The sequence below is a fragment of the Arthrobacter sp. YA7-1 genome (assembly GCF_025960325.1).
Lineage (GTDB): Bacteria > Actinomycetota > Actinomycetes > Actinomycetales > Micrococcaceae > Arthrobacter > Arthrobacter bambusae_A.
Window position 1 is genome coordinate 1,647,639 of the sequence record NZ_CP110114.1, and the last position, 19,265, is coordinate 1,666,903.

Annotated in this window: 15 protein-coding genes; 8 read left to right on the plus strand and 7 right to left on the minus strand. The window is 64.5% G+C overall.

The window, feature by feature from the left end; all coding sequences use genetic code 11:
- Nucleotides 1-52 precede the first annotated feature (52 nt).
- Nucleotides 53-3,448 carry a pyruvate carboxylase gene (locus OIT41_RS07710; protein WP_241710266.1) on the plus strand — a complete coding sequence of 1,132 codons (3,396 nt, stop codon included), beginning with the start codon at nucleotides 53-55 and terminating at the stop codon, nucleotides 3,446-3,448.
- A 97-nt stretch (nucleotides 3,449-3,545) separates the two neighbouring features.
- Here OIT41_RS07710 and OIT41_RS07715 read toward each other — a convergent pair whose 3' ends face one another.
- Complete coding sequence (locus tag OIT41_RS07715) at nucleotides 3,546-5,357, minus strand: AMP-dependent synthetase/ligase (protein WP_264637713.1); 1,812 nt, start codon at nucleotides 5,355-5,357, stop codon at nucleotides 3,546-3,548.
- A 207-nt stretch (nucleotides 5,358-5,564) separates the two neighbouring features.
- On the opposite strand from OIT41_RS07715, the gene OIT41_RS07720 reads away from it, so the two are divergent.
- Entirely contained in the window at nucleotides 5,565-6,680 is a 1,116-nt protein-coding gene (locus OIT41_RS07720; RefSeq protein ID WP_241710268.1) for an ROK family glucokinase, read from the plus strand.
- Nucleotides 6,681-6,754: 74 nt separating this feature from the next.
- On the opposite strand, the gene OIT41_RS07725 is transcribed toward OIT41_RS07720, so the two are convergent.
- Together OIT41_RS07725 and OIT41_RS07730 are read right to left on the minus strand one after the other, a co-directional pair.
- Nucleotides 6,755-7,303 carry a hypothetical protein gene (locus OIT41_RS07725; protein WP_241710269.1) on the minus strand — a complete coding sequence of 183 codons (549 nt, stop codon included), beginning with the start codon at nucleotides 7,301-7,303 and terminating at the stop codon, nucleotides 6,755-6,757.
- Nucleotides 7,296-8,111, minus strand: a complete 816-nt coding sequence (locus tag OIT41_RS07730; RefSeq protein WP_264637714.1) for an alpha/beta hydrolase — start codon at nucleotides 8,109-8,111, stop codon at nucleotides 7,296-7,298. The genes OIT41_RS07725 and OIT41_RS07730 overlap by 8 nt, the downstream gene beginning before the upstream one ends.
- A gap of 156 nt (nucleotides 8,112-8,267) precedes the next feature.
- Here OIT41_RS07730 and OIT41_RS07735 point away from each other — a divergent pair, with 156 nt between their 5' ends.
- Nucleotides 8,268-9,068, plus strand: a complete 801-nt coding sequence (locus OIT41_RS07735; RefSeq protein WP_264637715.1) for a lysophospholipid acyltransferase family protein — start codon at nucleotides 8,268-8,270, stop codon at nucleotides 9,066-9,068.
- Nucleotides 9,069-9,134: 66 nt separating this feature from the next.
- Nucleotides 9,135-10,562, plus strand: coding sequence for a class II 3-deoxy-7-phosphoheptulonate synthase (locus tag OIT41_RS07740; RefSeq protein WP_372489697.1), 1,428 nt, complete (start codon nucleotides 9,135-9,137; stop codon nucleotides 10,560-10,562).
- Nucleotides 10,563-10,633: 71 nt separating this feature from the next.
- Here the strand turns inward: OIT41_RS07740 and pknB are convergent, their stop codons facing one another.
- Both pknB and OIT41_RS07750 read right to left on the minus strand, forming a co-directional pair.
- Entirely contained in the window at nucleotides 10,634-12,724 is a 2,091-nt protein-coding gene (gene pknB, locus OIT41_RS07745) for a Stk1 family PASTA domain-containing Ser/Thr kinase (RefSeq protein WP_264637716.1), read from the minus strand.
- 73 nt (nucleotides 12,725-12,797) lie between these two features.
- The gene (locus OIT41_RS07750) at nucleotides 12,798-14,168 is read right to left on the minus strand and encodes a LysM peptidoglycan-binding domain-containing protein (RefSeq protein WP_264637717.1); all 1,371 of its coding nucleotides are present in this window, start codon (nucleotides 14,166-14,168) and stop codon (nucleotides 12,798-12,800) included.
- A gap of 224 nt (nucleotides 14,169-14,392) precedes the next feature.
- On the opposite strand from OIT41_RS07750, the gene OIT41_RS07755 reads away from it, so the two are divergent.
- Complete coding sequence (locus OIT41_RS07755; protein ID WP_059389151.1) at nucleotides 14,393-14,746, plus strand: Rv2175c family DNA-binding protein; 354 nt, start codon at nucleotides 14,393-14,395, stop codon at nucleotides 14,744-14,746.
- 105 nt (nucleotides 14,747-14,851) lie between these two features.
- On the opposite strand, the gene OIT41_RS07760 is transcribed toward OIT41_RS07755, so the two are convergent.
- Both OIT41_RS07760 and OIT41_RS07765 read right to left on the minus strand, forming a co-directional pair.
- Nucleotides 14,852-15,865: a polyprenyl synthetase family protein gene (locus OIT41_RS07760; RefSeq protein ID WP_241710372.1), complete on the minus strand. Its 1,014-nt coding sequence runs from the start codon at nucleotides 15,863-15,865 to the stop codon at nucleotides 14,852-14,854.
- A gap of 74 nt (nucleotides 15,866-15,939) precedes the next feature.
- The gene (locus OIT41_RS07765) at nucleotides 15,940-16,473 is read right to left on the minus strand and encodes a hypothetical protein (protein WP_264637718.1); all 534 of its coding nucleotides are present in this window, start codon (nucleotides 16,471-16,473) and stop codon (nucleotides 15,940-15,942) included.
- Between the two features lie 162 nt (nucleotides 16,474-16,635).
- Between OIT41_RS07765 and dinB the strand changes: the two genes are divergently transcribed.
- The 3 genes from dinB to mraZ all read left to right on the plus strand — a co-directional run bounded on the left by dinB (nucleotide 16,636) and on the right by mraZ (nucleotide 19,246).
- On the plus strand, nucleotides 16,636-17,838 hold the full coding sequence (dinB, locus tag OIT41_RS07770) for a DNA polymerase IV (protein ID WP_264637941.1): 1,203 nt from the start codon (nucleotides 16,636-16,638) through the stop codon (nucleotides 17,836-17,838).
- 236 nt (nucleotides 17,839-18,074) lie between these two features.
- The gene (locus tag OIT41_RS07775) at nucleotides 18,075-18,437 is read left to right on the plus strand and encodes a DUF3040 domain-containing protein (RefSeq protein WP_241710347.1); all 363 of its coding nucleotides are present in this window, start codon (nucleotides 18,075-18,077) and stop codon (nucleotides 18,435-18,437) included.
- A gap of 377 nt (nucleotides 18,438-18,814) precedes the next feature.
- Nucleotides 18,815-19,246 (plus strand): division/cell wall cluster transcriptional repressor MraZ, encoded by a 432-nt coding sequence (gene mraZ / locus OIT41_RS07780; protein ID WP_059389147.1) that lies wholly within the window; start codon nucleotides 18,815-18,817, stop codon nucleotides 19,244-19,246.
- Nucleotides 19,247-19,265: the final 19 nt, after the last annotated feature.

Here is a 19,265-nt window from a genome sequence, read left to right on the forward strand (position 1 = left end):
TCTTACACACTGTGACCACCGACCGTTACACCCGCAATGATGCAGGAGAAGCATGTTTTCCAAGATTCTGGTGGCTAATCGCGGCGAGATCGCGATCAGGGCCTTCCGCGCCGGCTACGAACTCGGCGCCAAGACCGTAGCGGTCTTCCCGTATGAGGATCGCAATTCGATCCACCGTCAGAAGGCTGATGAGGCCTATCTGATTGGCAAGGAGGGTCATCCGGTCCGCGCTTACCTGGACGTGGATGAAATCGTCCGGGTCGCCAAGGAAGCGGGTGCGGACGCAATCTACCCGGGCTACGGATTCCTGTCGGAAAACCCTGACCTCGCCCGGGCAGCCCAAGAGGCGGGCATCACGTTTGTCGGCCCTCCGGCGGAGGTGCTTGAGCTCGCGGGCAACAAGGTCGCCGCTCTCGAGGCCGCCCGCAAGGCCGGCGTGCCGGTCTTGAAGTCGAGTGCGCCGTCCCGTGACATCGACGAGCTCATCGCCGCGGCGGACGAGGTCGGATTCCCGATCTTCGCCAAGGCCGTCGCCGGTGGCGGCGGCCGCGGCATGCGCCGGGTGGAGACCCGCGAGGACCTTCCGGAAGCCCTCCAGTCGGCCATGCGCGAGGCGGACGCCGCGTTCGGCGATCCCACCATGTTCCTGGAGCAGGCCGTGCTGCGTCCCCGTCACATCGAGGTACAGATCCTGGCGGACGCCGAGGGCAATGTCATGCATCTCTTCGAGCGCGACTGTTCCCTGCAGCGCCGCCACCAGAAAGTCGTGGAAATCGCTCCGGCTCCCAACCTGGACGAGTCAATCCGCCAGGCCCTCTACCGGGATGCTGTGGCTTTCGCCAAGGCCCTGAACTACGTCAACGCCGGAACGGTCGAGTTCCTCGTGGACACCGAGGGCGAACGGGCCGGCCAGCACGTCTTCATCGAGATGAACCCGCGCATCCAGGTTGAGCACACGGTCACCGAGGAAATCACGGACGTGGACCTCGTCCAGGCGCAGATGCGCATTGCCTCGGGCGAGACACTCGCAGACCTCGGCTTGAGCCAGGAGTCGGTATCCATCAAGGGCGCCGCCCTGCAGTGCCGCATCACCACGGAAGATCCCGCCAATGGCTTCCGGCCCGACGTCGGAAAGATCACCGGCTACCGTTCGGCCGGCGGCGCCGGTGTCCGTCTCGACGGCGGCACGGTCTACTCCGGTGCCGAGATCAGCCCGCACTTCGACTCCATGTTGGTCAAGCTGACCTGCCGCGGACGCGACTACCCGGCCGCAGTGGCCCGTGCCCGGCGCGGTCTGGCAGAGTTCCGGATCCGTGGCGTGTCCACCAACATCCCCTTCCTCCAGGCCGTCCTCGCGGACCCCGACTTCATTGCCGGCAACGTGGCGACCGACTTCATCGACAAACGTCCTGAACTGCTGAAGTCCCACGTCTCCGCGGACCGCGGAACCAAGCTGCTGACCTGGTTGGCCGACGTGACGGTCAACAAGCCCAACGGCGAACTCAAAGTCCACACGGATCCCGCGGCCAAGCTCCCTTCGGTTGCAGGGATCGTTGCACCGGCCGGTTCGCGCCAGAAGCTGCAGGAGCTTGGTCCCGTTGGCTTTGCGAAGGCGCTGCGCGAACAGACCGCCGTCGCCGTCACCGACACAACATTCCGCGACGCGCACCAGTCGCTGCTCGCCACCCGTGTCCGTACCCGCGACCTCGTCGCGGCCGGCCCTGCGGTCTCCGCGCTGCTGCCCGAGCTGCTGTCGGTCGAAGCCTGGGGCGGCGCCACCTACGACGTCGCCCTGCGCTTCCTCGGCGAGGATCCCTGGGACCGGCTGGCCGCCCTGCGCAAGGCCCTGCCCAATGTCTGCCTGCAGATGCTGCTGCGTGGCCGCAACACGGTCGGGTACACGCCCTACCCGGAGGAAGTCACCGAGGCATTCGTCAACGAGGCCGCGGCAACGGGCATCGACATCTTCCGCATCTTCGACGCCCTCAACGACGTCAACCAGATGGCTCCTGCCATCCGCGCCGTGCGGGCCACCGGCACCGCGGTAGCTGAGGTGGCACTCTGCTACACCGGCGATCTCCTCGACCCGGACGAGACCCTGTACACCCTCGACTACTACCTGGACCTCGCCCAGAAGATCGTCGACGCCGGTGCGCACATCCTCGCCATCAAGGACATGGCCGGGCTGCTTCGCCCGGCGGCGGCAGCCAAGCTTGTCAGCGCCTTGCGCGAACGCTTCGACCTGCCTGTCCACCTGCACACCCACGACACCGCAGGCGGCCAACTGGCCACCTTGCTGGCGGCTGTGGACGCCGGCGTGGACGCCGTCGACGTCGCGTCAGCGTCCCTGGCGGGTACCACGAGCCAGCCGTCGGCGTCGGCCCTCGTGGCCGCATTGGCACACACGCCGCGCGATACCGGGCTCAGCCTGGCCAGCGTGAGCTCCATGGAGCCCTATTGGGAGGCGGTCCGGCGGGTCTACGCACCGTTCGAATCCGGGCTTCCCGGTCCTACGGGCCGGGTCTACCAGCACGAAATCCCGGGCGGCCAGCTGTCCAACCTGCGCCAGCAGGCCATCGCGCTCGGCCTTGGCGAGCGTTTCGAGGCCATCGAGGACATGTACACCGCCGCGGACCGTATTCTGGGCCGTTTGGTGAAGGTCACGCCATCGTCCAAGGTGGTCGGTGATCTCGCCCTGCACCTCGTGGGAATCCATGCGGATCCTGCGGACTTCAACGAGAACCCGCAGAACTACGACATCCCGGACTCCGTCATCGGCTTCCTGTCGGGTGAACTGGGAGATCCTCCCGGAGGATGGCCGGAGCCGTTCCGCACCAAGGCGCTCCAGGGCCGCAGCATCAAGGTCCGCGACGTCGAATTGAGCCCCGAAGACAGCGCGGCGCTCAAGGGTGATTCGAAGACCCGCCAGAGGACACTGAACCGGTTGCTGTTCGCGGGCCCCACCAAGGACTACCTCAAGAGCGTGGATACCTACGGCAACCTGTCGGTGCTCGATACCCGCGACTACCTCTACGGTCTCCAGCTCGGTACCGAACACGTCATGGAGCTCGAAAAGGGCGTGCGCCTGATCGCTTCCCTGGAAGCAGTCTCGGAGCCTGACGAAAAGGGCATGCGCACCGTCATGTGCAAGCTCAACGGCCAGTCCCGCCCCGTGGTGGTCCGCGACAAGTCCGTCGTCAGCAACGTGAAGGCGGCGGAGAAGGCGGATGCGTCCCAGCCCGGCCAGGTCGCAGCGCCGTTCGCCGGCGCCGTGACGCTGACCGTCAAAGCCGGGGACACCGTCAAGGCCGGCGACACCGTCGCCACTATCGAGGCAATGAAGATGGAGGCGTCCATCACGACGCCGGTGGCCGGCACGGTCTCGCGCCTCGCCATCAACAACGTGGAGCAGGTCCAGGGCGGCGATCTGCTGATCGTGGTCGAATAGCGGCCCGCTCCTCCGCGGAGCACACATGAAGGAAGGTCCCGGGCTAAAGCCCGGGACCTTCCTTCATTGCTTTGACCGATGCGTCGCGTGCGGCGCGTCAGGACGCCTTGGGCGCCGAGTACATTTCCTCGATCACGGCGTCGAAGTCCTTCATGACCTGGGCGCGCTTGACCTTCAGCGACGGCGTGAGGTGGCCGGAAGCCTCGGTGAAGTCGGACGGCACGATCCGGAACGACTTGATGGCCTCCGCATGCGAGACGGACTGATTCGCGTGGCTGATCAATTCCTGGACCGCCGCCCGGACAAGGGCGTTGTCCGCGGCAGCGGTCGTCGTCGTGGATGAGGGAAGGCCATGGCGCTCCAGCCAGCCGGGCAGGGCTTCCTCGTCGAGGGTGACCAGCGCGCCGATGAAGGGCCGGTTGTCGCCGATGACGAGGACTTGGGACACCAGCGCATCCGCGCGGATCTGGTCCTCCAGCAGGGCGGGCACCACGTTCTTGCCGCTGGCGGTGACGATGATTTCCTTCTTGCGGCCGGTGATCTTCAGGAACCCCTGTTCATCCAGTTCGCCGATGTCACCCGTGCGGAACCAGCCGTCCACGAAGGTTTCCGCGGCAAGGTCATCCCGCTTGAAGTAGCCCCTCATGACGCAGACGCCCTTGGCGAGGATTTCGCCGTCGTCGGCGATCCTGACCGCATTGCCGGGGAGCGGCGCCCCCACCGTGCCGATCTTGATCAGGGACGGGGTGTTGACTGATATGGGCGCCGTGGTCTCCGTGAGGCCGTAGCCTTCCAGGATCTGCAGGCCGATACCGTGGAAGAAATGGCCCAGCCGTTCGCCGAGCGGGCCACCGCCGGAGACGGCGTGGCTGACATGGCCACCCATGGCAGCGCGAAGCTTCCCGTACACCAAACGGTCGAAGACTGCATGCTTGAGCCTGAGCACCAAGCCGACGGATCCCGACTGCTGCGCCTTCGAGTAGGCGATCGCGGTGTCCACGGCCTTGTGGAAGATGGCGCCCTTGCCACCGTCCTCTGCCGTGGTGAGGGCCGAGTTGAAGACCTTCTCGAAGACGCGGGGGACAGCCAGGATGAAGGAGGGCTGGAAGCTCTGCAGGTCCGCCAAGAGGTTCTTGATATCGGGCGTGTGCGCCACTTGGGCCCCCGCGGCGACGGCCAGGACCGAGATGAAACGGGCAAAGACGTGGGCCAGCGGAAGGAACATGATGGTCTTGGCGTTCTCGTTGACGACGTTCCCGAGGGAGGCCAAGGCGTTCTCCGAGAGTTCCACGAAGTTGCCGTGCGTGAGTTCGCAACCCTTCGGGCGGCCTGTGGTGCCCGAGGTGTAGATGATCGTGGCGACGTCGGCCAGTTCCGCGCTGCTGCGGCGCGCCTCGAGTTCCTCGTCGCTGACGGCGCTGCCGGAGTCGCGGAGTGCGTCAAGGCCGCCGCCTTCGAGCTGCCAGACATGGGCGACTGAGCCGAGGCCTTCTCCGGTAACGGCCTGCCGGATCACGTCTTCGTGGTGCGGGGACTCGGCGAATGCGGCCACCGCGCCGGAGTCGCCGAGGTTCCAGGCCACTTGCGACGGCGACGACGTTTCATAGATCGGCACGGAAATGCCGCCGGCAAACCAGATGGCGAAGTCCACGAGGGACCACTCGTAGCGGGTCCTGGACATGATGCCCACGCGGTCGCCCACGCTGACGCCGTTGGCGATCAGTCCCTTGGCGAGGGCCGACACGTCCTTGAGGAAGTCCGTTGCCCGGATATCCTGCCATTGGCCGGCGCTGTTGAGCTTGGCAAACAGTGCCGGGTTGGACGCCTTGGCGGCCTGACGAACCACGAGGTCCGTGATGTTGGTTTCGGGGGCAACATTCACCAGGGGCGGAACACTGAATTCACGCACGATAGCTCCTTCGATATCAACAGACCATTGCGGGGCTGCTCTAACTCTATACGGCCAAGTAATGGGTGTGTCGCAATTCACGATACTCAAGTTACTGATGAGTAACTTTACGTGAAGCGTGGAATTCCGCCAATGCGGGCGTGTGAACGTTCCCTCCGCGCAGCGTCCATCTCAGTACATATGCGGCACGCGGAATAGGATGGCGACATGCCCTTGAATTCATCCAACGACCAGATCCCGGCAAGAGTCCGGAAGATTTCCTGGTCCGGTTCGAACGCAACCGGCCGGCGCGCCGGCTCCACACACGGAGGTCTTCGTTGGGAATCGGTGCCGTGGGCCGCGCGCCGTTCCCATCTCGGCCGTAGGGGCTTGGCGATCGGCATCGACATCGGCGGCACGAAGGTGGCAGCCGGAGTTGTGGATCCCTCGGGCCGCGTGGTCGAAGAAGCGTGGCGCTCCACGCCGGGCAATGACGCCCGGGCAGTAGAGCAAGTGATCGTCGAGCTTGTCCAGGAATTGGGTAGGAGCCAACGCATAGCCTCCGTGGGGATCGGCGCCGCCGGCTGGATGGACCTCGACGGCGGCACGGTGCTTTTCAGCCCGCATCTCGCCTGGCGAAACGAGCCGTTGCGTGAAAACCTGCAGCACCTGTTGAGGCGCCCGGTACTCGTCACCAACGACGCCGACGCCGCTGCCTGGGCCGAATGGCGCTTCGGAGCGGGGCAAGGGGAGAGCCGCCTCGTCTGCATCACGCTCGGCACAGGCATCGGTGGCGCCATGGTCATGGACGGACGGGTGGAGCGTGGACGGTTCGGCGTAGCGGGGGAGTTCGGCCACCAGATCGTGGTGCCCGGCGGCCATCGCTGTGAATGCGGCAACCGGGGCTGCTGGGAGCAATATGCTTCCGGTAATGCGCTCGGCAGGGAAGCCCGGGAGCTTGCCCTGCGGAATTCACCGGTTGCCTTCGAATTGCTCAAGGCTGCCGGGGGCTCTGCCGGGAACATCTCCGGCGTAACCGTGACGGAGCGGGCAAAAGCCGGGGACTCCGCGTCGAGGGAGCTCCTGGAAGAAGTGGGGCACTGGCTCGGGCTTGGCCTTGCAAACCTCGCGGCTGCGCTTGACCCAGGAACATTTGTGATCGGCGGCGGGCTGTGCGACGCCGGTGAGCTTCTTGTCGGCCCTGCGCGGACAGCCTTCGCCCGGAACCTCACGGGCCGCGGCTTCCGTCCCGTGGCCGCCATCAAGCTTGCCGCACTCGGACCGCGGGCCGGGATGATCGGTGCCGCCGACCTGTCAAGGGTCAGCGGCCGGGCACGCGGCTAGCAGGCCCCAGCCGCGAGGGTATGGGCAGGGGGGAGTCCGCTCAGCCGCGAGGGATGCGCAGGGCGGCAGTCCGCTCAGACGCGTGCGCCGTCGTCGTTCTCGTCTTTTTCCTGGGGCAGCTTCATGATGAGGTACACAACGGAGGCCAGGAAGGTTGCCAGGATGCCCATCACAGCCAGGAGCGGTGCCGAGCGCCAGAACATCGCGGTGAACAGCAGGGCAAGCGGGCCGCCCACGGCTCCGAGCCAAGCGAGCATGGTCAGCGGTTCGGTGCCGGCCAGGCTCGGCGGCTCCTCCGGGACGAAGCCGTTTTCGTCGTCGACGTCGTAGTCGCGCGGACCGGCAGCTCCGCTGCCCCCGGATTCTTCAGCAGCGCCCCTTTTGGACAACCCGAGGGGATCGAAGTCCTGGAAGGAACGGGACGACGACCGGCCAGGAACGTCCTGCGGACCCGGACCCGTACCCGTCTCGGTTCCGGAATCGCTCGCTGACGTCTCCGCCGTCGGCGCTTCGTCGAGCGCCGAGGAAGGCATCGACTCAAGCCGGGCCACCAGATCGAGCCAGACGGCGTCGTCGTCCTTGTTGGCGCTCTGGTCGGGGGAATCGGGCCCCGGCCTATTCATGGGGTGAATCCCGGAGCTCGGTGCCGGACTGGCCAGCGGGGGCGGAACTGCTTGCCACTCCCGCCATTGTCTTCCTGATGAACTCGGCCGATCCCCGGAAAATCTCCGGAGCATCATTGTCCAGCGTAGCCACGTGGTAGCTGTTCTCCAGGGTGCTGAACTCCATGGGAGCCGTGACCCGCTCCTTCAACTGACTGATGCTTCGATCCGAAACCACGTGGTCCACGGAGGAACGGAAGACGCGCACCGGCTCGGAAATCCGGGGCAGCAGGGTGACGGTGTCCTTGTACATCTTTTTCAACTCATGCGCGGCGGCAACCGGTGTCCTGGGGTACGCTCCTTCATCCATGCCCGGTTTGAGGATGTCGTTGGCGATGGCAGGGGTGGATTTCATCACGTGCTTGAGGATGCCGACCACGGCGGCGCGCGGGTCGTCGATCACCAGTCCCGGATTGACGACGACGGTGCCGGCCACGGGCCGCGTGGCCGCGATCCGCAGGGCCAGCGTTCCCCCCATCGACAGGCCGGCGGCGAAGACGAAGTCACACTCGGCCTGAAGCTCGAGATAAGCGGCATCCACCGCATGGTGCCACTCCTGCCAGTGCTTCGTGGCCATGTCCTGCCACGTTGTCCCATGGCCTGGAAGCAGCGGCAGGCGGACCGCGTAGCCCTCCGCGGCCAGATACTCCGCCCAAGGGCGCATGCTGTGCGGACTGCCCGTGAAGCCGTGGCTCATCACGACGCCGATGCTGGGTCCACTACCGGTGAAGCCGCTGGCGTACGGCGAGGGATCGGGGAGGGTTTTCATAATGACTCCGAGGCTACTGAAGTTGGCGGCACTGCTTTCCGTGATGAGTCCATCGTGTCACTGTTCGGGACATTTCTCACTGGAGTAGGGTGGCTTCTGAATGCGGACCGGCACCGTCCGGACGCCTTGCAGACGCCGCCCCGGAGAGGAACCAACGTGTTCTATTGGGTCATGAAGCGGATCTTTTTGGGTCCGCTTCTCAAATTGCTGTTCCGTCCCTGGGTCAAGGGCCTCGACAATGTTCCCCACGATGGTCCCGCGATTCTCGCTTCCAATCATTTGTCCTTTTCGGACTCGATCTTCATGCCGGTGATGGTGCCCCGGCGCGTGAGTTTCCTTGCCAAGTCCGAGTACTTTACGGGCACCGGTCTCAAAGGAAGGCTTACGGCCTTGTTCTTCCGGCTCACCAACCAGTTGCCGATGGACCGTTCGGGCGGTGCCGCGTCCGAGCTGTCCTTGCAGGCCGGCAGGGACGTCCTGGCCGACCGCGGACTGCTGGGCATCTACCCCGAGGGCACCCGCAGTCCCGACGCCAGGCTCTACCGGGGCAAGGTCGGGGTCGCGAAACTTGCACTCCAGACCCGGGTGCCCGTTGTTCCCGTGGCGATGATCGGCACTGAGAAGGTCCAGCCCATCGGCAAACGTTTGCCCAATATCCGCCGGATCGGGATCATTTTCGGTCAACCGATGGACTTCAGCCGGTATTACGGCCAGGAGGAAGACCATTCCGTGCAACGCGCCGTGACCGACGAAATCATGTACGAACTCATGCGGCTCTCCGGTCAGGAATACGTGGACGAGTACGCCGCCGTCGTCAAGCAGCGGCTCGCCGGGCAGCTTCCGGAGCCGGCCGGCGGGTCAGAAGGGAATCCACGCGACGGCGGTGAAAAGGGGAGGCGGCTCCCCGGCAACGGTTCGGGGCCGGACGGCGACGGCGCGGTGGCCGGGAAAGTGTGACGGCGGTGGAATAAGGGTTACGGAAGCCGTGCCCCGAACAGCGGGCAAGGCAACTAGTCTTGGAGAGTGACTGAGCTATCCGCGAACCCCGCACCGTCCGTGACGAGCCCCTTGACCAGTTCCCTGGGCAGCCCCCTGACCAGCACCGCGCAAAGCGGCGCGGCAAACTATCCCGGCTTGGACGATTGGCGCCAGCTGCCTATCTCGCAGCAACCCACCTGGACCGACAGGGGTGTCTTCGATGCCTCCGTCAAAGAACTCTCCGTGCTTCCGCCGCTGGTCTTCGCTGGCGAAGTGGACGTATTGCGCGAGCGTTTGGCGGCTGCGGCCCAGGGCAAGGCATTCCTGTTGCAGGGCGGCGACTGCGCCGAGACTTTCGAGGACGCGACGGCGGACAAGATCAGTGCCCGGGTCCGCACCATCCTGCAGATGGCCGTTGTCCTCACCTATGGTGCGGCCATGCCCGTCATCAAGATGGGCCGCATGGCCGGACAGTTCGCCAAGCCCCGTTCGTCGAACGACGAAACCCGCGACGGCGTGACCTTGCCCGCCTATCGCGGCGACATCGTCAACGGCTACGAATTCACCCCGGAATCCCGAGCCCACGATGCCAGCCGCATGCTGAAGGCCTACCACACCTCGGCTTCCACGCTGAACCTCATCCGCGCCTTCACGCAGGGTGGTTTCGCCGATCTTCGCCTGGTGCACCTCTGGAACAAGGGCTTCACCGAAAACCCCGCCCATGCGCGCTACGAGTCCCTGGCACGGGACATCGACCGAGCCATCAAATTCATGGCATCCTGCGGTGCCGATTTCGAAGCCCTCAAGCGCGTGGAGTTCTTCGCGAGCCACGAGGCATTGTTGCTCGACTACGAGCGGGCCCTGACCCGCATTGACTCCCGCACCGGGCTTCCGTACGACACCTCAGGGCATTTCCTCTGGATCGGTGAGCGCACGCGCGAGCTTGACCATGCGCATGTGGATTTCCTGTCCCGCGTGCGCAATCCCATCGGCGTCAAGCTCGGTCCCGGGACCTCGGGAGACGACGCGCTGCGGCTCATTGACAAGCTGGACCCGAACCGCGAGCCTGGCCGCCTCACCTTCATCACCCGGATGGGCTCCAAGAACATCCGCGAGAAGCTGCCCGCCGTCGTCGAGAAGGTCACTGCCTCGGGCGCCCAGGTTCTCTGGGTCACGGACCCGATGCACGGGAACACGGTCACCTCGCCCAACGGGTACAAGACCCGCAACTTCGACGACGTCGTGGATGAAGTCCGCGGCTTCTTCGAAGTTCACCACGCCCTCGGCACGGTACCGGGTGGCCTGCACATGGAAATGACCGGCGACGACGTCGCGGAATGCCTTGGTGGCGCCGATCCCATTGACCAGGACGCCTTCCTGGACCGCTACGAGTCGGTGTGCGACCCCCGCCTGAACCACATGCAGTCGCTCGAAATGGCATTCCTCGTAGCCGGGGCGCTCACCAATCGGTAGTCCAGACGTGCACGGCAGACAGGAAAGGCGATCCGGAATATTCCGGATCGCCTTTCCTGTCTGCGCGCGTCCTACACCACTGTCAAGGTGATGACGGAACCCTCCGGCGCATCGCTGTCCACGGGGTTCTGGTCACGGACGGTCCCGAAGAAGCCACCCAGGATGTTGTTGACCTTGACGTCGAATCCGAGCGACTCCAGGGCTTTGCGGGCGGCGTCTGCCTGCTTGCCGATGAAGTTGGGGACATGCACCATTTTCGGGCCCTTGGACAGGGTCAACGTGACAGAGTCACCCCGGACCAAAGTGCCGTTGGCGGGGCTCTGGCTGACCACGGCGCCTGCGGGGACCTTCTTGTCATTGACGGGTTCCGGCGCAATCTTCGCGGTCAATCCAGCGTCGCTGATCGCCTGGACGGCTTGTTGCTGGTTCATGCCGCGGACGTCGGGAACGGGGAGGGGCTGCGGTCCCTTGGACACCACGAGCGCCACCGGGGTACCGTGGCGGACTGCGGTGTCCTGGGGCGGGGACTGGGAGATGATCGAGCCTGACGGCACTTTGTCGTCATACTGCCCGGTGACCTGGCCGAGTGTCATGCCGGCCATGCCCAGGGCATTCTTGGCCTGGTCGAGTGTCAATCCCGACATCGAAGCAAGCGGAAACAACTGTGGGCCCTTCGAGACGAAAAGCGACACCGCTTGGAACTTCCGGACCACCTGGCCGGACGCGGGCTCCGTTCCAACTGCCAACCCGGCTGTGACGTCGTCGTCGTACACATCCTTGGGCTCGGATTGGAAGCCGGCGGTTCTCAGCAGTTGCTGTGCCTCCGCCACTGTCTTGTTCTTGGTGTCCGGGATGGTTCCGGGCGAGCCGGGCCCCATCCCGAAGAACCAGCCTGCCGCAGTGGCCAGGATCGCGAGGACAATCACGACAATCGTCCAGATCACCGCCCGGCGGCGCGGATTGCCTTCGCGCAACGAGCGCGACGGCGTGGCCGCGGCCCGGACGCGGTCCTTCTCTTCCTGGCGCGCCATCCGTTTGACGTCGCGCTTGCTCGCCGGGGCTTCGTCCGGAGCCTCGGGCTCCCGGTCCTGCGGCACTTGGATGTCGAAAGCCGTGGCGCCGGGGGAGAACCGCGACGGCGGAAGCACCGTGGTTGGATTGCGCTGGCTGGAGATGATCTCCGTCGGACGGCCGATCCGTTCGAGGGGCTCCGTGCGTTCGGCGTGGAAAGGCGCGACGACGGCGGTTGCCCCGGCCGCTTCCTGATGGCCTTCCGGAATTGCCGCCTTGGCAGCCGGCGGGTTGATGTCCAGTTGCGCGTCGCTCAAGGTGGTGCGGATGTGCCGCAGTTCCGACAGGAGTGCCGAACCGTCCACAGGCCGCTCTTCGGGTTCCTTCGCGGTGCACCACTGGACGAGTTCGTCCACGTCCGCGGCAAGTCCGGGCACAGCGAGCGACGGCGGAGCGACGGCCGAATTGACGTGCTGGTAGGCAACCTGGATGGGAACCTCGCCCGCGTAGGGTTGGCCACCGGTCAGCATTTCGTAAAGCATGATGCCTGTGGAGTAGATGTCGCTCCGGGCGTCGGCGGGCTTGCCGAGGACGAGCTCGGGAGCCAAATACGCGACGGTGCCGATCAGGGCACCGGTGCTGGTTGTCGCGGTGACCGCCCGGGCCAGGCCGAAATCGCCCACTTTGATGCGGCCGTCGTCGGCGATGAGGACATTCTCCGGTTTCACGTCGCGGTGGATCAGCCCCGCAGAGTGGGCCGCGGCCAGCCCTTCGATGACGGGATCGATCAGTGCGAAGGCCAGCCGGGGCGGAAGCGCTGCCTTCTCGTTGAGGACGTCCCGCAGGGTGTGGCCCTTGATGTACTCCATGACGATGTAGGCAATGTGGCCGTCCTGTCCCTGGTCGAGGACTCCGACGACGTGCGGGTGGGAAAGGCTGGCCGCGGCCCGGGCCTCGCGTTGCAGGCGGTCCAGGAAGTTCTGGTCGTTGGCCAGGTGCGGATGCAGCACTTTGAGCGCCACGTCGCGATCGAGCCGCTCGTCGGTGGCGAGATAGACGGTTGACATTCCGCCGCCTGCAAGGCGCGACCGCACCAGGTAGCGCCCGTCCACGAGGGATCCGAGGAGATGGTCCGAAACTTGTTCCTGCACCCTACGATCCTAGTTGAGCAAAAACACGGGCCCGAATCGACATGCGATCCGGGCCCGGGTTATGCGATGTGGTTTAGCTGAAGTTCTTCTTCAGGGCCAGGATCGAGGCGACGTAGGCCTTGGTGTCGTCGTACATGCCGTGCTTGCTCACCGAGTACTGGCCCTGGTAATAGCCTGCGATGGCAGTGGGCAGGTCCTTGCTCGTGTTGACGAGGGCCCGGATGATGGCGACGCCGGCGGTCACATTGTCATACGGGTCCAGGATGTTGAGCTTGCGGCCCACCAACTCGGAAGCCCACTCGCCGGAGGAGGGAATAACCTGCATCGTGCCGATGGCGTTGGCGGGAGAGACCGCCCGCTGGTTGAAGCCGGACTCCTGGTAGGCGAATGCCATGGCCAACGACGGGTCCACTCCCATCCGACGAGCAGTGTCAGCCACGATGCCCTTCATCTGGGCGGTGCTGGGGACCGGGGACGCATTGAGCAGGGCCTTGTTCGCGTTGGCTGAACTGACCACAGCGTCCGGGTACCGGTAGCCCAGGAATGTGCTCGGGACCAACGGGGTGCTGACGGGAGCAGGGGCCGGTGCGGCAGGAGCGCCCGGAATGGCGAGCTTCTGCCCCGGATAGATGATGGTGTTCATCGACAGCTTGTTGGCCGACAGCAGCGATGACAGGGACACGCCAAGGCGGTTCGCGATGCCGCCCAGGGTGTCTCCCGATTTGATGGTGTACGAGCCGGTGTTGGCAAGCGCAGGTGCCGCCGGCGCCGCAGGGCGGGCCGGTGCCGCCGGGGCCGGTGCCGCCGGAGCCGGTGCGCTCGTTCCCGCGCTCACCTTGATCTTCTGTCCCGGGTAGATGATGGAGCGGCCGTTGAGGCCGTTCCAATTGAAGACGTCGGACAGCGCGACGCCGTGGCGGGCGGCAATGCCGCCCAGGGTGTCCCCTGGGACCACCGTGTAGCTGGCAGCCGACGACGGCGCCGGGCTGGGTGCCGGCCTGGGCGCGGGCGCCGGCGCGCTTGGAGCAGCCCCGGAACCGGACAACTTGATCTGCTGTCCCGGGTAGATGATGGTGTTGGCCGAGAGCCCATTGAGCTGCAGGACGGTGTTGGTGTTCAACCCGTAGCGGGCCGCGATGCCGCTGATGGTATCGCCCCGGACGATGGTGTAGGTGGCCGGAACCGCGGGTGCCATGGGCTGCATGGCGGCCGGAATGGTCGCAGCAACCGCAGACGCGGGAATGACGTTCGCAGGCACGGCCGACGCCTGAGCCTGGATGGCCGCAGCCAATGATGCGGGGATCTTCTGGGTTTGTACCGCCGGAAGCGCGGTTGCCGGCTGGGCGAGCGCCAGTGAAGAGAGCATGACGGCGGGCAGCGCCGCTGTGGTGGCCGCAATTATGGGCATGCTCGTTGTCTTCTTGGGCGAGCGGGGCGTCGTCATGGGAGCAATCCTCATCTCAGCAGCGGACGTTGGGAATGCCGCTGTTGCCAGTGTTACTAAAGTGAGTAGTGATGCAAATGTGATCAATGTGAATCTCTCACACTTTTCGATTCCGCACAAGAAATCACTGCGCATTCGATTCTTGGGCAATTCGAAGGCACTAATTCGGCCCCTGCTGCCCGTCTGGCTAGGCGCAAAGCGCGAGGGCGTGGCAATCTTGATCCGTGAGTAATGTAGAAAGCCTCGTTTCCGAATGGCTGCCGCTGCCCGATGTGGCAGAGCTGCTGAACGTTTCAATCACCAAGGTCCACGGTCTTCTGGATGAGCGTGCAGTGGTGGCTGTGAGAGTGGGCGAACGCAATATCCGTTCGATCCCCGCCCTCTTTATCCAGGACGGTCATGTGGTGGATAGCCTGAAAGGCACCATCGCAGTGCTTGGCGATGCCGGGTACACGGATGAGGAGCTCATTGTGTGGCTTTTCACTCCGGATGAGTCGCTGCGTGGCCGCCCTGTCGATGCGCTCCGCGAAGGTCGCAAAACTGAAATCCGACGCAGGGCCCAATCGCTGGCCTGGTAAGGGAATCCTGCCTTAAATACAGTGGTGGCGATCAGCAAGCTGATCGCCACCACTGTATTTAAGGCAGGTATTTAAGCTGACCTTAACCTGGATTTATCCAAGAGTTCACGCGGCGCGGCTGACGGCGGCTTCGGCCAATTGCCTGAGTGCGGTAAGCGGGAGCTCAGCCAGGGGGAGGCGTTCCAAGGCCTCGAAAGCCTCGTTGCTCAGTTCCTCGATCATTGATTCCGTGGCTTCGAGCGCTCCGCAATCCACTATGATCCGCCTGATCTCGGCAACCTCGGCCTCGCCAAGGTCCTGCCTTCCGAGCATGGTATCGATGTACTTCGAATCCGCGGCACCGGCCTGGTTGATGGCGAAGCCCACCAGTACGGTCCGCTTGCCTTCGCGGAGGTCATCTCCCGCGGGCTTCCCGGTGGTTCCGGGGTCTCCGAATACTCCCAGGACGTCGTCGCGCAGCTGGAAGGCCTCACCCAATGGCAACGCGAAGGCTGAGTAGCCTTGCAGGAGTTCCTCGCTGGCACCGGCCAGGGCGCCTCCAAGGGCCAAGGGGTGTTCCGTCGAATACTTCGCCGACTTGAAACGGATGATGGACTGGGCACGGTGGACGGCGCCTGCGCGGTCCCTGACCGGGCCGGCGACTTCCTCCAGGATGTCCAGGTACTGGCCGGCCATGACCTCGGCGCGCATCAGGTTGAAGATCCGTCGCGCGGGTGTACCGGAGGCGGCCCGGCCGCCAATCTCCGTGAAGGCCTCCTCGCTGAAGGACAGGCACAGGTCTCCGGTGAGAATCGCCGCCGCATGACCGAACCGTTCGCTGTCCAAGGCCCAGCCTTCGCCCTCATGGAGCTGGCTGAACCGCTTGTGGACGCTGGGGCCTCCACGCCGCGTATCAGAGCGGTCGATGATGTCATCGTGGATCAGGGCTGCCGCCTGGAAGAGTTCCAAGGCGCAGCCGGCAGTGATGATGTCCGGATGCGCGGACTCGCCTCCAGCGCCTCGCCACCCCCAGTAGCACATCAGGGCCCGGAGCCGTTTGCCACCTGTCACAAGGCTTGTGATCGAACCCATGAGGGGAGCCACGTCGGGGGAGATGGTGGCCATGGTTTCCTGTTGCATACCGAGGAAGCCGTTGAGTTTGGCGGCGACATCGGCCACGAAACGGCTTTGTTCCGAGCCGAGGTTCTCCGTGGTCACTTGATCGACCCGGCGGCCACGTTGGCACCGATGGTGAACGTGGATTTGCCCGCGGTTTCCACCACCGAGATATTCACCGTTTCATTGTCGCCACGGAGGAAGTCCTTTGATTTGATACTTCCCACAGTGTTGCCGGGAACTTCCTTGAAGCCCTGCGCGGTGAGCGCAGACGTATAAAAGGCCACGACTGCGTCCGACGGGGACGAAACAGTGCCGACCAAGGCCACCGACGCCGGGGAGGAGTTCTTGTCGAAGCTGCTGGATTCGACCGCCGCCTGGGGCATCAACGGAATCAGTTGCTGCGGGAATCCAGGGACCAGGGCGCCGACTTTCGCCGCAGCTCCAGCCGCGGGTGTGGACGTGGTAGCCGGCGCCGGACTTGTCGAGGCAGTGACCGCCCCTGACGATGCTGGCGCCGCCCCTTGGGATGCCGTGCTTGCCGGGGACGACCCGCAAGCCGATATGGTCAACGCGACGCCCGTGGCCAACAGGGCCAGGCTGACGGGTTGAGGCTTTCCAAAGAGCTTCACAGGGATTTCCTCCTGGGGACGACGCCGGATGCTGCCTCCAGTTTAGGACGCCGGACGCGGCGTCCAGTAACCAGCGCCGCGGCATAGGATTTCCCTGTGAGACCACAAGCAGAGGACAACGGGCGGGGCCCCCGCCAGGAAGTCGCTCCGGATCCCGCTGCTCTGCGGGAACTGAGGCGCACCAGCATCCTCCACGTGGACATGGATGCCTTTTTTGTCTCAGTGGAATTGCGCACCCGGCCCGAACTCAAGGGAAAGCCCGTCATTGTGGGGTTCCCGGTGGATCGCTCGGTTGTCCTGTCCGCTTCCTACGAAGCGCGCGCGTTGGGCGTGAAGTCCGCGATGCCCATGGCCAACGCCATGCGGATGTGCCCCCGGGCGGTCATCATCGAGCCCCGCCACAGCCTCTACTACGAGGTGTCCCGGCAGTTGATGGGAATATTCGAATCAATAACGGACCTCGTGGAACCGTTGAGCGTGGACGAAGCCTTCCTGGACGTCGGCGGCGCGATCAGGAGGCTTGGTCCGCCCCTCCAGATCGGCCATTTGATCCGGCGCCGCGTTGCCTCAGAGCTGGGAATCACTGCGTCGGTGGGTATTGCCGCCAATAAGTTCGTTGCCAAAATTGCCTCTACACGCTGCAAACCCGACGGATTGCTGCTTATTGAGGCGGGACAGACCGTGGCCTATCTGCACAGCCTGCCCGTGAACGCCTTGTGGGGCGTCGGGGCGAAGACCGCCGATGTGCTCGCGAGATTGGGCATCCGGACCGTGGCCGATGTTGCGGCCACGCCGCCTTCTTCCTTGAAAAAGGTCCTCGGCGCTTCGGGAGAGCATGTCCACCGGTTGTCGATGGGCCTGGACCCGCGGCCAGTCACGCCCACGCGCCTCGAAAAGAGCATCGGCTCCGAGGAAACGTTCGCTGTGGACACCCCGGATGACGCTCTCCTGCACCGTGAGTTGCTCAGGCTCTCCCATCGAACCGCGTCACGGCTGCGGACTGCGGAAATGGTGGCCAGGACCATAGCGCTGAAGCTGCGGTATGCGGATTTTTCGACCATCACCCGCAGCAAGACAATGCATACGCCGGTGGACAGCGCCCAGTTGATCTATCAGGTGGCGAGCCAGTTGCTGGCGTCCTTGGGGGAGCGGCCCATGAGCGTGCGCCTTGTTGGAGTCCGGGCCGAGCAGCTCGAGCCTGCCGAGCATGCCTCGCTGCAGTTGAGCCTCGATCGCAGGGACGACAACTGGCGTGCCGCCGAGCAGGCGCTTGACCGTGTCGCCGAGCGATTCGGCAACAAAACCGTCCTTCCGGCTGCACTTCTGGAACCGCATGCGGAGCCTGACGGGGAGGGCTCTCCCTAGGCGGCGATGAGCCTCCCGCGTGCCTCCGGCGTGTCTTTCAGAACAGCGGCCAACAAACTATCCTAGAGATACACAGATTTAGACCGTCTGGATAAATTGCTCTGTTGTGTCTGTTCCGTGAGACCGTGTTCACAAGACCCGGTCTTCGGGAACCCTTTTTTGGGTTCATCCGTTTCTAGGGAACAGAGGCAACGGCCGCGGCGTATCCAGGCGCTGGCCGACTAAAGGAGGTCGCGATGCCCCTATCGGAGCACGAACAGAAGCTCCTCGAGCAACTCGAGAAGCAACTGCATGAGGACGATCCGAAGTTTGCCAATTCAATGGGCTCTGACCCCATTCGCTCATGGTCGACCAGGCACATCGTTATTGGCGTTCTAGGCACTATCGCCGGGATTCTCTTGTTGTTGGTAGGTGTGTCCTTGCAGAACATCTTCCTTGGGGTGTTGGGCTTCATTGTCATGGGCGCCGGCGTGTACTTCGCCACCCTGAGAAGGGCAGCCGGCGGCAAATCGAAGAGTGCCAAGCCTGGTAAGGCGCGGAACTCCTTCATGAGCAACCTCGAGGAACGCTGGGACGAGCGCCGCCGCGGCGAGGAGTAAGAGCGCTCCATCCGGAGGCTTGTCGTTCACGGATGACGAGTCCTCCACATTGCACCACCAGGCTCCGGCCTAATTGCGAAAAGACCCGAAAACCGGGTCTTTTCGCATTTAACCCCAGGTTGGCCGCGCCTCGCGAGCCTGCCTACGCGACCCTGAAGCCGCCGTCGTGCGGCTGCCCGCAGCGCCGCGCCAAGCCTCCTCCACTGCCAACCACCTCTGGAATCCCTGTGTTTTCAGGCTCCAGCATTCGAGAGTGGGGTAGAAACACGCCGAATTGCGTTGACTGTGGGGGCTTGTGGAGTAAAGTGGAGCAAGTAAGAGGGTAGTGGCGGCGTGGGGCAGGTACGGGCACCTTTACGGATGGGGGCGGTGGGCCAGTGTTTCTTGGCACGCATTCTCCCCGTCTGGACGAAAAGGGCCGGATCATCCTTCCCGCCAAGTTCCGCGAGGAACTTGCTGACGGCTTGGTGCTCACAAGGGGCCAGGAGCGTTGCATCTACGTCTTCAGCCAGCGGGAATTCGAACGTATTCACGAATCCATGCGGGAGGCCCCTATCTCCTCCAAGCAGTCGCGTGACTACATCCGGGTTTTCCTGTCCGGAGCCTCTGACGAGGTACCTGACAAGCAGGGGCGCGTGACGATTCCGCCGGCGCTCCGGAGCTACGCAGGTCTCGAGCGGGAATTGGCGGTCATCGGCGCCGGAACCCGCGCAGAGATCTGGGATGCCCAGGCTTGGGACGAGTACCTGGCCGAGAAGGAAGCCGCCTTCTCGGAGACCGACGACGACAACCTTCCCGGGTTCATTTAGAAACCGGGACAGGAAACAG

Bases quoted from the DNA above. Each gene is read 5' to 3' on its own strand.
- OIT41_RS07710 (WP_241710266.1), top strand. From the start codon at position 53: ATGTTTTCCAAGATTCTGGTGGCTAATCGCGGCGAGATCGCGATCAGG.
- OIT41_RS07720 (WP_241710268.1), top strand. From the start codon at position 5,565: ATGCCCTTGAATTCATCCAACGACCAGATCCCGGCAAGAGTCCGGAAG.
- OIT41_RS07725 (WP_241710269.1), bottom strand. From the start codon at position 7,303: ATGAATAGGCCGGGGCCCGATTCCCCCGACCAGAGCGCCAACAAGGAC.
- OIT41_RS07730 (WP_264637714.1), bottom strand. From the start codon at position 8,111: ATGAAAACCCTCCCCGATCCCTCGCCGTACGCCAGCGGCTTCACCGGT.
- OIT41_RS07750 (WP_264637717.1), bottom strand. From the start codon at position 14,168: ATGACGACGCCCCGCTCGCCCAAGAAGACAACGAGCATGCCCATAATT.
- OIT41_RS07760 (WP_241710372.1), bottom strand. From the start codon at position 15,865: ATGCAACAGGAAACCATGGCCACCATCTCCCCCGACGTGGCTCCCCTC.
- OIT41_RS07775 (WP_241710347.1), top strand. From the start codon at position 18,075: ATGCCCCTATCGGAGCACGAACAGAAGCTCCTCGAGCAACTCGAGAAG.